The sequence below is a fragment of the Streptomyces sp. NPDC054813 genome, from assembly GCF_053611365.1.
This window is the reverse complement of record NZ_JBSHAF010000028.1, coordinates 59,824-73,363: the sequence shown is the minus strand read 5'-3', so window position 1 is coordinate 73,363 and position 13,540 is coordinate 59,824. Positions and strand designations below refer to the sequence as shown.

Annotated in this window: 14 protein-coding genes and 1 pseudogene; 6 read left to right on the top strand and 9 right to left on the bottom strand. The window is 68.8% G+C overall.

From position 1 onward, the window contains the following. Positions 1-463: 463 nt before the first annotated feature. Together ACWGJB_RS40715 and ACWGJB_RS40710 are read right to left on the bottom strand one after the other, a co-directional pair. On the bottom strand, positions 464-1,336 hold the full coding sequence (locus tag ACWGJB_RS40715) for an IS3 family transposase (protein ID WP_453385060.1): 873 nt from the start codon (positions 1,334-1,336) through the stop codon (positions 464-466). Then, entirely contained in the window at positions 1,333-1,641 is a 309-nt protein-coding gene (locus ACWGJB_RS40710; RefSeq protein WP_453385059.1) for a transposase, read from the bottom strand. The genes ACWGJB_RS40715 and ACWGJB_RS40710 overlap by 4 nt, the downstream gene beginning before the upstream one ends. 444 nt (positions 1,642-2,085) lie before the next feature. On the opposite strand from ACWGJB_RS40710, the pseudogene ACWGJB_RS40705 reads away from it, so the two are divergent. Next, positions 2,086-2,459 (top strand): annotated as a pseudogene (locus tag ACWGJB_RS40705) (hypothetical protein). A 221-nt stretch (positions 2,460-2,680) separates the two neighbouring features. On the opposite strand, the gene ACWGJB_RS40700 reads toward ACWGJB_RS40705, so the two are convergent. The 4 genes from ACWGJB_RS40700 to ACWGJB_RS40685 all read right to left on the bottom strand — a co-directional run bounded on the left by ACWGJB_RS40700 (position 2,681) and on the right by ACWGJB_RS40685 (position 6,751). Beyond that, complete coding sequence (locus ACWGJB_RS40700; protein WP_453385058.1) at positions 2,681-3,688, bottom strand: aldose epimerase family protein; 1,008 nt, start codon at positions 3,686-3,688, stop codon at positions 2,681-2,683. A gap of 16 nt (positions 3,689-3,704) precedes the next feature. Continuing rightward, positions 3,705-4,487: an ATP-binding cassette domain-containing protein gene (locus tag ACWGJB_RS40695; RefSeq protein WP_453385057.1), complete on the bottom strand. Its 783-nt coding sequence runs from the start codon at positions 4,485-4,487 to the stop codon at positions 3,705-3,707. Further along, positions 4,484-5,518: an ABC transporter permease gene (locus ACWGJB_RS40690; protein ID WP_453385056.1), complete on the bottom strand. Its 1,035-nt coding sequence runs from the start codon at positions 5,516-5,518 to the stop codon at positions 4,484-4,486. Before ACWGJB_RS40690 ends, ACWGJB_RS40695 begins: the two co-directional genes overlap by 4 nt. 105 nt (positions 5,519-5,623) lie before the next feature. Next, positions 5,624-6,751: a substrate-binding domain-containing protein gene (locus tag ACWGJB_RS40685; protein WP_453385055.1), complete on the bottom strand. Its 1,128-nt coding sequence runs from the start codon at positions 6,749-6,751 to the stop codon at positions 5,624-5,626. A 149-nt stretch (positions 6,752-6,900) separates the two neighbouring features. Between ACWGJB_RS40685 and ACWGJB_RS40680 the strand changes: the two genes are divergently transcribed. Together ACWGJB_RS40680 and ACWGJB_RS40675 are read left to right on the top strand one after the other, a co-directional pair. Next, positions 6,901-7,959, top strand: a complete 1,059-nt coding sequence (locus tag ACWGJB_RS40680) for a LacI family DNA-binding transcriptional regulator (protein WP_453385054.1) — start codon at positions 6,901-6,903, stop codon at positions 7,957-7,959. Next, positions 7,952-9,016 (top strand): carbohydrate kinase family protein, encoded by a 1,065-nt coding sequence (locus tag ACWGJB_RS40675; protein WP_453385053.1) that lies wholly within the window; start codon positions 7,952-7,954, stop codon positions 9,014-9,016. Before ACWGJB_RS40680 ends, ACWGJB_RS40675 begins: the two co-directional genes overlap by 8 nt. 81 nt (positions 9,017-9,097) lie before the next feature. Here ACWGJB_RS40675 and ACWGJB_RS40670 read toward each other — a convergent pair whose 3' ends face one another. Then, positions 9,098-9,475, bottom strand: a complete 378-nt coding sequence (locus ACWGJB_RS40670) for a hypothetical protein (RefSeq protein ID WP_453385052.1) — start codon at positions 9,473-9,475, stop codon at positions 9,098-9,100. 359 nt (positions 9,476-9,834) lie between these two features. On the opposite strand from ACWGJB_RS40670, the gene ACWGJB_RS40665 reads away from it, so the two are divergent. Continuing rightward, positions 9,835-10,656 (top strand): alpha/beta fold hydrolase, encoded by an 822-nt coding sequence (locus ACWGJB_RS40665; RefSeq protein WP_453385051.1) that lies wholly within the window; start codon positions 9,835-9,837, stop codon positions 10,654-10,656. An 82-nt stretch (positions 10,657-10,738) separates the two neighbouring features. Here ACWGJB_RS40665 and ACWGJB_RS40660 read toward each other — a convergent pair whose 3' ends face one another. Next, positions 10,739-11,590, bottom strand: a complete 852-nt coding sequence (locus tag ACWGJB_RS40660; RefSeq protein WP_453385050.1) for a helix-turn-helix transcriptional regulator — start codon at positions 11,588-11,590, stop codon at positions 10,739-10,741. A gap of 135 nt (positions 11,591-11,725) precedes the next feature. Between ACWGJB_RS40660 and ACWGJB_RS40655 the strand changes: the two genes are divergently transcribed. After that, positions 11,726-12,013, top strand: a complete 288-nt coding sequence (locus tag ACWGJB_RS40655; RefSeq protein WP_405784677.1) for an Atu4866 domain-containing protein — start codon at positions 11,726-11,728, stop codon at positions 12,011-12,013. A gap of 296 nt (positions 12,014-12,309) precedes the next feature. Next, positions 12,310-12,873, top strand: a complete 564-nt coding sequence (locus ACWGJB_RS40650; protein WP_453385049.1) for a GNAT family N-acetyltransferase — start codon at positions 12,310-12,312, stop codon at positions 12,871-12,873. A gap of 88 nt (positions 12,874-12,961) precedes the next feature. Here the strand turns inward: ACWGJB_RS40650 and ACWGJB_RS40645 are convergent, their stop codons facing one another. After that, positions 12,962-13,513: an SDR family NAD(P)-dependent oxidoreductase gene (locus ACWGJB_RS40645; protein WP_453385048.1), complete on the bottom strand. Its 552-nt coding sequence runs from the start codon at positions 13,511-13,513 to the stop codon at positions 12,962-12,964. Positions 13,514-13,540: the final 27 nt, after the last annotated feature.

Below are 13,540 nucleotides of genomic sequence, written 5' to 3'. Positions count from 1 at the left end.
AAGCAGGCCTCGGCTGAGACCGGGTGCCATCCGACACCGTCATGCGTCAACACCCGCCGCTTGATCACTCGTTGGTGTTGGTGGTGCGAGCCAACCGCACGGTGACCCCTTGTGACGCCCGAGCCAGTCGAGCTCCCGCGCAGACCGAGGCCCGTGAGGTGCGCTGGTGCCACGAACGGCTAGTGAGGTGTCGGCCCGACCCTCTTGCGGTCGAGGCCTGGGATTGGGTCGCTCGCGTGGCCCGCATGCGCTCGTGACCAGCGCAAACACCCGGCACGTAGGGGAGGGAACACTTTGATCTACTGCGGAATCGACTGGGCAGAACGCACCGTGCGCCACGAGGCGCTTGAAGTCGAGCGGGGGTGAGAGACCTTCGACTCCTGGCCGTCGCAGCGGTCGGGTGAAGCTGAGGGCAGCCTGATCTGAGCTTGTTCCGCTTTGACGGACACCACCGGTGTGGTGGTCAGGCTGCGAGTGCGGTCTCGTATTCGGTGGGACTGCGATAGCCGAGGCTGCTGTGCAGACGGTGCAAGTTGTACCAGCCCTCGATGAAGTCGAAGATCGCGGTGCGGGCGGCGGCCCGGCTGGGCCAGGAGACGGCGCCGGGCAGCTCCCTCTTGATGGTGGCGAAGAACGACTCGGCGAGTGCGTTGTCCCAGCACTGTCCGGTGCGGCCGACCGACAGACGCACCCCCAACTGGTCTGCCAGCATGGCGAATTGCTGGCTGGTGTACTGACAGCCACGATCCGAGTGAAAGATCACCGGCCGGGTGGGACGGCGCTCGCGACAGGCGGCGGTGAGGGCATCGGCGACCAGATCGGTGCGCAGGTGGTCGGCCGTCGCCCAGCCGACCACGCGACGGGAGGCGATGTCGATGACGGTGGCCAGATAGAGCCAGCCCTCCTCCGTGGCGATGTAGGTGATGTCGCCGCACCAGCGGGCATCCAGGCCGGCGGGGTCGGGCTGGAAGTCCCGGACGACGAGGTCGGGCCGCAGGGCAGCTCGTGGATCGGGGATCGTCGTCAGGTGCCGTCGTCTGCGGCGTCGGCCTTGCAGGCCGGCAGCCCGCATCAGCCGTGCGACACGTCGGCGGCCGCATCCGGAGCCTGCCCGCTTGAGCACGGCATGGACGCGCGGGGCGCCGTAGGTCCCCCGCGATCTCGTGTGGCCGTCGGCGATCTGTTCCGTCAGCTCGGCGTCACGGACCGCGCGGGGTCCAGGCTTGGCACCGCGGCGGGCATAGAAGGCGGTCCGGGAGACCTTCAACAGCTCACACGCTCGTTTGATGCTGTGACCTGCACGCTTCTCCGCCTCGATGAACGGGTGCACCGTCACCGGGTCTCCTTCGCGAAGAAAGCCGTGGCCCGCTTGAGGATGTCGACGTCCTCACGCAGACGGCGGTTCTCCCGCCGTAGTGCGGCCAGTTCCTCGCGTTCGCTGCTGGTCAGGCCGTCCCGCTCGCCCGCATCGACCTGGGCCTGCTTCACCCAGTCACGCACCGCGGTCTCGGTCAGTTCGAAGTCCTTGGCGATCTGGCCGACCGAGCGGTCACCGCGTCGGCACAGCTCGACGATCTCCGCCTTGAACTCCGGCGTGAACAAGCGACGAGGGCGAGGCTTCTTCTTCCCCATGCTCTCCATGATGGACATCCTCCCGGGGCTGAACCCCTGATCTCGGATGTCCGTCAAAGCGGATCAAGCCCATCCCGCCCCACATGACCTGCACGATCAGCCGGGTGACGCCCCGTCAGAACGTGCGTGAAACGTGCGTCACGTGCGTCGAACATGCGTCAAGATATCGCCCGTAACGCCGACAGCGCACATAACGCACTCCACATGGTGCGTCATCGGAAAGTTGTCGGCCTGAGCGAGTCCCGGAAAAGACCAGGTCAGAGCGGCTTTCTCGGCTCGCCGCGCAGCGTACGGACGCCCAGAGCGTCAAACGAGCGTCACGGCCGACAGCCCATCCGGCTCAGGGCGGAACAGACTACGGCAACCGATCCCCCGAGAGATCCACCCCTGCTCGCTCCGACGCCGACCCCCGATCATGACCCGCACCACCTCTCCGGCCGCCATAACGAACTCATGCCTTCCAGCCCACAGCACCCCGCACCCACCCCGAGGGACGTCTCGGGCGCGGGCACCGAGGATCTCGCGCTGTACCGCCGCCGTCTGCCGGAGTCGCTGGACGAACTGCAGGGCCCCGCACAGGGGGTCGTGGAGCTTCCGCCGCACATGGCCTGGTCCGGGATGACCTCGTACGACATGGCCAAGCCTCGCCATCGCATGGGCCTGTACCGCACCGTCCTGCACGACGACCTCCCCCGCTTCCTCAACCAGGACCTGACCTGCTCCTCCAGATGTGGCCAGTGCTGCGCACCCTCGTCGGCCGCACCGTGCGCGCCGTATGGGAAGACACCTTCCCCCAGCTCGCCTCCCGCACCCGATCAGCCGCGTGACGGACATGCCGGAGCTGCACACGCGGCTCCTGGCAGATGTGATCGCGCTCGGTTCCCCATATCCACTGGTTCTCACCGGTGGATACGCCGTGCGGGCACACCGCCTCGTGAACCGCCCCAGCCAGGACCTCGACGTCGCCGCTGGATGTACGCGAAAGCTGTCGCCGTGACCTCCACCGCCGGGGAGAGACAACGCAGCACGCCGCGTCGGCACCGCAGGTTTACGAGACCACGTACTCGACGCCGAAGGCGAATGCGCGGGTTCGGCCGGGTTCGAGGGCGCGGACGGCGGCGTGTTCCGGACGGTTGAAGGCGTTGGTCATCGTCTCGACGGGTTCGAGGGCGATGGAGGTGCGGCGGCCGCGGGCCAGCGTGTCGCCGGTGAAGACGTGCAGGTAGCCGCTGTGCTGCCACACCCGCAGTGCCTCACCGGTCGCCGGGTCGGTGAGCACCGTGTCGATCTGGCCGACGGCGCCGTGGGTCAGGTCCGCGTAGCAGGCGTCGATGACCGCGTCACCCAGCTGTTTCGGTGTCCGGAAGTCCATGTCCGGGCAGTCGTCCAGGGAGAGCAGGGCGTTCTCGCCGGCCAGTGGGATGAGGGCTGCGTCGGTGCGGATCAGAGTGTGCGCGGGGATCTGCAGGGTCAGCGCGTCGATGGGGCGGGACAGAGTGAAGTAAGGGTGCCAGCCCGCCGCGTAGGGGGCGGTGGTGTCGCCCACGTTCGTCGCGCGGATCTCGATGCCCAACTCGCTTCCGCTGAGGACGTATTCGACGGTGAGGTCGAGGGCGAAGGGGTAGCCGGGGTAGCGGCCCGGTCGGATGCTCGTGGTGTGCAGCAGCAGTCGGGCGGAGTCGGCTGCCGTGGTGGCGTGGGCGAGTTCGAAGGGGGCCTCGCGGGCGAAGCCGTGGTAGATCAGTCTGTCCCCGTGGTCGCCGGGGAGCAGGTCGTGGTCCTGGTCGGCGTAGCGGTAGCGGCCGTCGGCCACGCGGTTGGGGAAGGGGGCCAGCAGGCCGGCGCGCACGCCGTCCTGGGACAGGAGTTCCTTCTCGTCACGGTAGCCGTCCGTCAGCTCTGTGAGCCGGCCGGTCACTTCGTTTCTGACCTGCCAGCTCAGCAGGGTCGCCCCGCGCAGGGAGAGGACGGCGCGTGCCGAGCCGTCCGGTGCGGAGACGACAAGGGTGGGCTCGCCGCCGAGGCGGTCCTCGGCGATCCGGTACTCGGCGGTCACTGCCCTGCCGTTCCTTTCAGCTCGCTTCGGGGGCGAGTTTCTTCGCGCCCGTCATGATGGCCACCGCGTCCTCCATGGAGTGCGACTGCGGGGTGATGACGCCGGCGCAGGCGCCGAGGCGCTGGATGTGGATACGGTCGGCGACCTCGAAGACGTTGGGCATGTTGTGGCTGATGAGGATGACGCCAAGGCCCTGCTCGCGCAGGTCGCGGACGAGTTTCAGGACCTGGCCGGTCTCGCGGACGCCGAGGGCGGCGGTGGGTTCGTCGAGGATCACCACCCGGCCGCCGAAGGCCGCGGTGCGGGCGACGGCCACGGACTGGCGCTGGCCCCCGGAGAGGGTCTCCACGGCCTGGTTGATGTTCTGCAGCGTGCCGATGCCGAGTCGCTTGATGTGGTCGGCGGCCTGCTTCCGCATCTCGCCGGTGTCGAGCATGCGGAACACCGAGCCGAGGATGCCCTTGCGGCGGATCTCGCGGGCGAGGAAGAGGTTGCTGGCGATGTCCAGGGCGGGGGCGACGGCGAGGGTCTGGTAGACGGTTTCTATGCCGGCGTCGCGGGCGTCCTGGGGGCGCTTGAAGTGCACCTCCTTGCCGTCGACCAGAATGCTGCCCTGGTCGGGGACGAGGGCTCCCGAGAGGCACTTGATCAGGGTGGACTTGCCGGCGCCGTTGTCGCCGATGACGGCGAGGACCTCGCCGGCGTGGAGGGTGAGGTCGACGCTGTTCAGGCCGACGACCCTGCCGAAGAGCTTGACCAGGCCCTTGGCTTCGAGAACGGGGGCGGTGGCGGTCGTCACGACTTCACACTCCGGATCCACTGGTCGACGGAGACAGCCGCGATCACCAGGATGCCGACTGCGAGGACTTGGTAGTTGGGGTCGATGCCGGCCAGCGCGAGGCCGTTGACGAAGACCTGGACGATCAGCGCGCCGATCAGCGAGCCGAAGACCACGCCGCGTCCGCCGAACAGGCTGGTGCCGCCGATGACGACGGCGGTGATGGACTGCAGGTTGGCGTTGAGGCCGCTGTTCGGGTCGCCGCCGCCGACCCGGCCGACCAGGATCCAGGCGCCCACGGCGATGGCGAAACCGCCCACCATGTAGGCGCTGAGCAGCACGCGGTTGACGGAGATGCCTGCCAGCCGGGCGGCCTCCAAGTCGTCGCCGACCGCGTAGAGATGACGTCCCCAGGCGGTGTAGCGCAGGGCGTAGCCGACCACCGCGTACAGGGCGATCATGAGGAGGACGCCGTAGGTCAGGTTCAGCTGGCCGAGGGAGACCGTCTGGCCGCTCCACAGCAGGATGTTGCCCGGCTGCAGCGACACCGTCTGGCCCTTGGCGTAGATGAGGGTGATCGCGGTGAAGACGCTGAGGGTGCCGAGGGTGACGATAAACGGCGGCAGCTTGATCCTGGTCACCAGCAGGCCGTTGACGGCCTGCGCGGCTATCGCGACGACCGCCCCGGCCAGCAAGGCGAACACGCCGGGCCAGTGGTTGTCCGCGACCAGCTTCGACATGAGAAGCGAGGAGAGCACCATCACCGCGCCGATCGACAGGTCGATGCCGGCGGTAAGGATGATGACCGTCTGCCCGACGGCGAGCGAACCGATGACGGCCGTCTGCTGGGCGACGAGCGAGAGGTTCTGCAACGCGTAGAAGCGTTCGTTCACCAGGGAGAACACGACGGCGGCGAGCACCAGGACGATGGCCGGGCTGAGGGCCGGCTGGCGGTGCAGCACCGAGTGGATGCGCTGGCTGAGGGTGGCGGGCCTGTTGAGGAACTCCTCCGCCGGTGCCGGTGTGGCTTGACTGTCCACGTGGGTGGTCACAGGGGGTCCTTCCGGTGTTTTCCCTGGTACGGGCTCGTGGGGTGCGGGTGCGGGTGCGCCGCCGGTGCCGTCACAGCGGTCACCCGCGCCGCACCCGGCTCGGTGTCAGCTGCCCCAGCAGGCGGAGGCGGCCTGCGTCGGGGACTGCACGGTCAGGCCGTCCAGGGCCTTGGCGGCGACGAGGGCGGTACCGGTGTCGTAGAAGGACTTGCCGTTGGTCACGCTGGGCTTGCTGCCGCCGCGGGCCAGCTTGGCGATCGAGGTGACACCGAGGGCCGCCATCTTGCCCGGGTACTGCACCGCGTCGGCGGCGAACTCGCCGCTGGTGACGTTCTTCAGGCCGGAGCAGCTGCCGTCGATCGCGTAGATCGCGGCCTGCTTCTCCTTGCCGGCCGCCTTCAGCGCGTTGTACGCGCCCTCGCCCGCGGGCTCGTTGATGGCGTAGACCACATTGATGTCCGGGTTGGCCGACAGGCAGTTCTCCATCGCGGTGCGGCCGCCGTCGATGGCGCCCTGGGTGGGCTGGTGACAGACGACCTTGTACGTGCCGCCCTTGCCGCCGCTGTACTTGCCGGACTTGGCTTCCTTGCCGTTCTCGGTCTTGCTCCCCGGGTCGATGCCCATGCCCTCCAGGAAGCCGTGGTCGCGGTTGATGTCGACGGAGACGACCTGGTTGTTGAACAGGTCGAGCATGGCGATGACCGCCGGCTTGCCGTTCAGGGCGGCGGCGGCGTACTGGCCGATGAGCTTGCCCGCCTGCTCGTTGTCCGTGGCGTAGGTGATATCCGCGGTGCTGGCCGGGTTCGGCGCGGTGTCCAGGGCGATCACGAAGAGGCCGGCCTGCTTGGCGCGGCCGAGGGCGGCATTCACGGCGTCACCGTTGGTGGTGATGAGGATGCCCTTGTCGCCACGCGATATGGCGTTGTCGATGGCGGTGATCTGGGTCTGGGTGTCGCCGTCGCTGTTGCCCGCAGCCACCGTGAGACCCACGTTGTCCTTGGCGGCCTGGGCCTTGGCGTCCTTCTCCATGCTCACGAAGTACGGGTTGGTGAGCGTCTTCAGGATCAGCGCGACGCCCACCTTCCCGCCGCTGCCCGAGGCAGACGAAGAAGAACTCGAACCGGAAGAACCGCAGGCCGCGAGCGTGGCGCCGAGGCACACCGTGACGCCGATCGCCGCCGCCCGGGTACGCCGACTGCGGCGGCTCGACATCTGGCTGATGGAGATGTTCATGGCGTGATCCCTTTCGGAGCCGTCCCTTGGTCGACGTTGAGACAACGTTGACTGGGCGAGATACTGGGCCCGTATGGACGAGGCCGTCAAGACGCTGATAGACATGCGCGGGCAACGAGTAGGTAACGTGCGATCGGTTGGAGACAACGATGACTCAGGGCGAGCCGGCGCCCCGGCCCACCCGCAGCCGCCCCACCATGCGTGAGGTCGCGGCGCTGGCCGGAGTGGCCATCAAGACGGTCTCGCGCGTGTTCAACGGGGTCCCCTCCGTCGACCCGGCGATCGTCGCCAGGGTCCGCGAGGCCGCGGACCAGCTGGGTTACCGTCCCAACCTCACGGCCAGCAGCCTGCGCCGCGGCGACGGCCGTACCGCCACCATCGGAATGCTCGTCGAGGACGCCGCGAACCCCTTCTCCGCCGCCCTGACCCGCACCGTCGAGAACGTGGCCCGGGCCCGCGGTGTGCTGGTGCTGGTCGGCAGCCTGGACGAGGACCCCGCCCGGGAACGGGAGTTGGCCCAGGCGCTCATCGACCGCCGGGTCGACGGGCTGGTGATCGTGCCCGCGGGACGTGACCAGAGCTACCTGATCAGCGAGCAGCGCTCCGGCACCCGCCTGGTCTTCGTCGACCGCGAGGCCGGCCTGCTGGACGCGGACGCCGTCGTCTCCGACAACCGGCAGGGTGCCGTCACTGCCGTCAACCACCTGCTCAAGGCCGGTCACCGCCGGATCGCCTACCTCGGCGACCAGGCGTCCATCCCGACCGCCGCCCAGCGCTTCGACGGCTACCGGCACGCCCTGGAAGTCGCGCACATCGAGTACGACGACGGGATCGTCTGCCATGTCGGGTCCAGTGAACTGGCCGCGGTCGCCGCCACCGAACAGCTCCTCGCGCTGCCGGACCCGCCGACGGCGCTGTTCACCAGCCAGAACTTCGTGACCATAGGGGTCCTGCGCGCGCTGCGTGCCCTCGGCCTGCAGGACAGCGTCGCCCAGGTGGGCTTCGACGACTTTCCGCTGGCCGACATCCTCGACCCGGGGATCTCCGTCATCGCCCAGGACGTCGAGCAACTGGGCAGGACAGCCGCCAAGAAACTCTTCCGCAGACTGGACGGCGACGACTCCCCCACCCACACCGTCACCGTGCCGACCCGGCTCATCGAGCGGGGCTCCGGCGAGATAGCCCCCGAAGGACCGCGCCATGACTGAAGCGATACGTGCCCTCGGGCAGCCCCCGGCCGTGACCGTGATCGGCGAAGCACTCATCGACCTGGTCCAGCTCGACACCCCCGGCGACTACCGCGCCCGGCCCGGCGGCAGCCCCTTCAACGTCGCCGTCGGCCTGGCCCGCCTCGGCCACCGCACCGCGCTCATGGCCCGGCTGGCCGACAACTCCTTCGGCCGCATGCTGAGCACCCACGCCGCCGCGGAGGGCATCGACCTGGCGTACGCCCCGTCGGCCGCCGAACCCACCACGCTCGCCGTGGTCTCCATGGACGCGGAGGGGCGGGCGAGTTACGACTTCTACCTCGACGGCACCGCCGACTGGCAGTGGACCGAGGCGGAGACCGCTCTCGTCCCGCCGGACACCGCCGTGCTCCACTTCGGCTCGGTCGCCTCTTGGACCCCGCCGGCCGACGGCCACATCCACTCCGCCGTCCAACGACTGCGCACCGCCGGCACAACCCTGATCAGCTACGACCCCAACATCCGCCCCCTCCTGCTGGGCGATCCGGAACACGGAAGGCAGGCGGTCGAGCGCAGCGTCGGCCTCGCCCACCTGGTCAAGGCCAGCCGTGAGGACGTCGAGTGGCTCTACCCGGGCATGCAGATCGAGAAGATCGCCGCCCACTGGCTGGACCTCGGCGCACTGCTCGTCGTCATCACCGACGGCCCCGACGGAGCCCACGTGTTCCCGGGCAGCGCGGGAGCTTTCAGCCGCGCCGGCCGCAAAGTCGCCGTGGTGGACACCGTCGGCGCAGGCGACGCTTTCACCGCCGGGCTGCTCGGCGCGCTACTGCGCCACGGGCTGGACACGCCGGGGGCCTTGGCCGCGGCCGACCCGGAGGTGCTGACGATCGTTGTGGACGACGCGGTCCTCGTCTCCGCGCTGACCTGTGAACGCCTGGGCGCCGACCCGCCCATCGCCCTGCCCCGCCCCCACCTCTCCGCCCAGGCCCCCCTGGCGGTGACGGACCTGGCCTTCGCCGACCGGACGGGCACGGGCAGCCCGACTCCGCAGCCGCTTCAACCGGTCCAGAAGTAGCGCTTCCGCGTCACGGAGACCGGCTTATGGCCGGAGGACACCTTCGGCGAGGCGTGTCACTCCGGCCATGAGAATCCGGGATCAGTCGTACACGGTGAAGTCCGCGATCGACCACCAGTTGGTCGCGACATCGCCGGTGTTGACGATCTTGATGCAGCGAGCTGTCTGCGCCAGGAAGGACACCAGTTCCACTGGCTGGCGGTCCGTTAGCGACCTGCGGCGCAGCGCAGGCGGCATCACCAGCTGCCTCGCGTCGTCCTTGAGCACAGCTACAACCGTATGAAGGGACGCCAGCCGCGCGGGAACCCGGACCGCCGGCCCGCCCGCCTTCGGCCGCTGGCTCCGCGCATTGGGATGCGGGCCCTTCGGTAGGAAGAACTCCAGTCCGCGCCGGCCATAGGGCACCTTCTCGATGCGCTTTGCCTCCGGCTCCATCCCATGCCGCTTCGCGTACCGCACACCACTCGAACCTGCAGGTCAGACGGCCTTTCCGGCCGGTTCAAGGATCGCGACACACTCCACATGATGCGTCATCGGAAGAATGTCGCATCGGTAGACGCCTCGAGAATGCGCAGGTCAGGTGAGCTTTCTGGGACCCTTCGGCGGTCTGCTGAACGTCCGGAGCGTCAATTGAGCGTCACCGCTCCCCCACGATGACTCCGGCGGAGGGGCGCCACCCACCCGACCAGACAAGACCAGACAAAAGATGAAGCTGCCGAGCCCGAGGCTCAGGGAGTGCGGCAGGTTCTTTCTGTTGAGGCATCGAAGAACGCTCCGCGTGGAAGGTGGTGCTCACGAGGCAGGAGAGGAGAGAAGTGGTGGACTGGACGCTGGACGAGGGATTCGAGACACCCGGAGGGGTGGTGCGGTGGGGGGCCTTGGGCAGCGGAGACCCACTCGTACTGGTGCACGGCACGCCGTACTCCTCCTTCCTGTGGCGCGACATCGCTCCCGCGCTCGCCCGTACCCGCACGGTCTACTTCTTCGACCATCTCGGCTTCGGCCAGTCCGAGCAGCACGAGGGCCAAGACCTGAGCCTCGCGGCTCACTCAAGGAACTTCGCTCAGCTCCTCGACCACTGGGGACTGTCCCGCCCCAGCGTCGTGGCTCACGACATCGGCGGGGCGGTAGCCCTGCGGACCCTGCTGCTGGAGGAGAGGAACTACCGGGACCTAACCCTCTTCGACGCGGTGAGCGGCGGCGAGTGGGAGCGGGGACTGTTCCGGCTCTTCCTGGAGCACGAGGAAGTCTTCCGCAAGCTTCCGGCCTACGCCCACGAAGCGCTGGTCGCAAGCCATCTGCGGCACGCCACGCACGCCGGCTTCCGGCCGGGAATCCTCGACACGTTCCTCGCACCGTGGCGGGGGGAGGCAGGGCAGTCGGCGTTCTACCGTCAATACAGCCAGATCAGGCAGGCGGACACGGCCGCGTACGAGCACCTGCTGGGCGGTGTGTCGATTCCAGTGCGGATCCTCTGGGGCCGTGAGGACCGCATTCTCCCTCCGGAGTACGCCGAGTGGCTGCACGAACGCGTTCCGCACGCCGAACTGCACTGGATCGATGACGCCGGCCACCTCCTCCAGGAAGACGCGCCCGGCCAGTTGTTGGCCTGCCTGACATCTGGTTTCGCATCAGCCTGAGCTGCGGGGCGGCCGAGCGGCTGATCCGGCCCGAAGACACCCGCGAGCACGGATCCTCCTGTTCGGGGGCGCGCCACGGGTCTCACTGTCCGGCGGAACGGGACGGGTTCCGCCTGCCGTCGGCGTACAGGGAGCCGAGAAGGGCCAGGGCCTGCGCGGAGGGGCTGCCCGGTTCGGCGTGATAGATGACGAGTTGCTGGCCCGGGGCGTCCCGGACGTCGAAAGACTGGTAGGTGAGGGCGAGAGGGCCGACATCCGGGTGGAGAAGTTGCTTGGCGTCCTGGGTCTTTCCGCGCACGGTGTGCTGCGCCCACAGCCGCCGGAATGCGGCACTGTGTTCGGTCAGTGTGCCCACCAGGTCTCGCAGACGTGGGTGCTCGGGGTCGAAGCCGCTCGCCTGGCGCAGGTTGGCGACGGCGGCCTGGGCGGCCCGGTCCCAGTCTTGGTAGAACTCCCGTCCGGCTGGGTCGAGGAAGGTCATGCGGGCCAGGTTGTCCGCGGGGGTGAAGGGGGCGTAGAGCGCGTCGGCCAGGGCGTTGGCGGCCAGGAGGTCGAGGGTGCGGCTCATCACGAACGCCGGGGTGTGCGGGTAGCCGTCCATCAGCTGACGCAGCGCGGGACCGACGTGCTCGGTGGTGCGGAAGGAGCCTTGGCCGTCCGGTGACACTCCGGCCAGGCGGCGCAGGTGGCCGCGGGCGTCCCTGTCCAGCAGGAGGGCACGGCTGAGCGCGTCCAGCACCTGTGGCGAGGGATGGCGCTCGCGGCCCTGCTCCAGCCGGGTGTAGTAGTCGGCGTTCACGCCGGCCAGGACGGCGACCTCCTCGCGGCGCAGTCCGGCGACCCTGCGTACGCCGTGACTCGCCATGTTGACGTCCTGTGGCCGCAGGTGGGCACGGCGCGCGCGGAGGAATTCCCCGAGATGGTTGTCGTCCATGGCCTCCAGGCTAGGCAGTGGCTCCGCTCTCTGCCTGGGTGTGCCGCACCCAGGCAGAGAGCACCCTGGTACACCCGCGATGACCTGCGCAGACTGTCGGGCAAGACACCCGCACCCACCGAGGAAGGCAATGTGATGACAGGCGATGCGCGGAGCGGCCGTGATTCCGGGCATGCTGACGTGGTCGGCATGTGGATGACCGCGGACGGTCAGATCCGCCAGGAGCTGTTGCCGGACGGGCGCTACGACGAGGCCCGGGGAGACCGGCGCAGCGCGTACACCGGCCGGTACACGGTGACCGGCGACCACCTCGACTACGTCGACGACACCGGCTTCACCGCCACGGGCGACATCAGGGACGGCGTGCTCCACCACGAACACCTCGTGCTCTACCGCGAGGACCGGACGGAGAAGCCCTCGTGAGAAGGCGCGCCAGCGTCCTCGTTTCTCACGCCCACGGATACGGAGTCCGCCGCGGTGGGGGCCCCTGGCCGCCGCCCCGTCACATAAGGAAGGCAGAGCAATGAAGCAGACCGACGAGATTGCCACGGGCGCCGACGGAACCGGGGCCGTTGCGGAGGTCTCCCCGCCACCCGGCATGCCGGCCCTGCTGGTGCTGTGCGCGGCTCATTTCATGGACGGCAGCCTCTCGAGGTTCGCCGACAGTATCCGAGTAAAGCCGTTGAACTGCCCGCGCCACCTTAGGCATGATCAACTCTGTGGACGCCTACCTGAAGACCGAGCGACTGACCCTGCGCCGCTTCACTGCCGACGACGCGGACCTGCTGATCGAGTTGGACAGCGACGCCGCGGTGATGCGCTATCTGACCGGGGGCAGTCCGACCGCCCCGGAGATTGTCCGCGAGCGCCACCTGCCCAACATCATCGCCGGCTACGAGAGGTGGGGCGGCGATCTTGGACTGTTCGCCGCGTACGAGAAGGACGGCGGCGCGTTCATCGGCTGGTTCTGCCTGCGTCCCGAGCCGCAGGGCCCGCTGGACGAGGTCGAACTCGGCTACCGGCTGCGGCAGGCGGCTTGGGGTAAGGGTTATGCCACCGAAGGCTCGCGGGCTTTGCTGGGCAAGGCGTTCACAGGGCTCGGCGTGCGTGTGGTCTGGGGTGAGACTATGACTGTGAACCGGGGTTCGCGCAACGTCATGGAGAAGCTCGAAATGACGCTCGCGGACACCATCCCCACTCCCCCCGACATGGAGATGGTCGAGGGCTCCGAGCATGGGGGCGTGCGGTACGAGATCACCAAGGAACAGTGGGAGCGGCAGTAGCCACTCGTGCGAACGGCCGTTCTGCGTCTACGCCCACCGGGACCGGCAGGTGGACGGCAGAGGTCGCACCAGCAGGGTTGATGTGTTCTCAGGCTTCAGGATCGAGTAGTCGGTGTGCGTGGTCGGTTCCTGACCGGTAGTGGCCGGTCGCGGCGGCGATGTTCGTCCGGCCGGCCTGGCGGATGAGGCCGGTGGCAAGGTCGCGGAGGGTTGCCGTCGCGCTGCGTGCGGTGCCGCGGACGCGGAAAGCGTCCTCGGCGAAGGTCACGTCTCTCACGTGGTGCAGGGCCTCAACAGGCCAGTGTCCACAGATCAGTTCGGCGATCCGTTGCGGGTGGCCTGCTCGGGAGAGAGGCTGGTGACCGCGTGGATCGTCTTGATGGTGGTCGGAGGCGGTCGAGACCACGTGGTCCACGGCGCCCGCCTCCGCCGCCAGGGCCTTGATCGACCCCTCGTCGGTCAGGTCGACGGTGGCGACCGTGACCTCGGTGTCCCCGTAACTCTCCTGCAGTGCCGCCCGGTCGCGGCCGGCCGCGATCACCCGGGCGCCCTCCACCAGGGCTGCGTCGCTCACCGCTCGGGCGATTCCGCTGCCGCGGCCCACCACGAGCACGGTCTTGTCCTTCAGGTTCGTCGACACGAGAACTCCTCGTTCGTCGATTGCCGG

Excerpts from the sequence above, each read along its gene's own strand:
- ACWGJB_RS40660 (WP_453385050.1), bottom strand. The coding sequence starts at position 11,590 with ATGGACGACAACCATCTCGGGGAATTCCTCCGCGCGCGCCGTGCCCAC.
- ACWGJB_RS40680 (WP_453385054.1), top strand. The coding sequence starts at position 6,901 with ATGACTCAGGGCGAGCCGGCGCCCCGGCCCACCCGCAGCCGCCCCACC.
- ACWGJB_RS40685 (WP_453385055.1), bottom strand. The coding sequence starts at position 6,751 with ATGAACATCTCCATCAGCCAGATGTCGAGCCGCCGCAGTCGGCGTACC.
- ACWGJB_RS40655 (WP_405784677.1), top strand. The coding sequence starts at position 11,726 with ATGACAGGCGATGCGCGGAGCGGCCGTGATTCCGGGCATGCTGACGTG.
- ACWGJB_RS40675 (WP_453385053.1), top strand. The coding sequence starts at position 7,952 with ATGACTGAAGCGATACGTGCCCTCGGGCAGCCCCCGGCCGTGACCGTG.
- ACWGJB_RS40710 (WP_453385059.1), bottom strand. The coding sequence starts at position 1,641 with ATGGAGAGCATGGGGAAGAAGAAGCCTCGCCCTCGTCGCTTGTTCACG.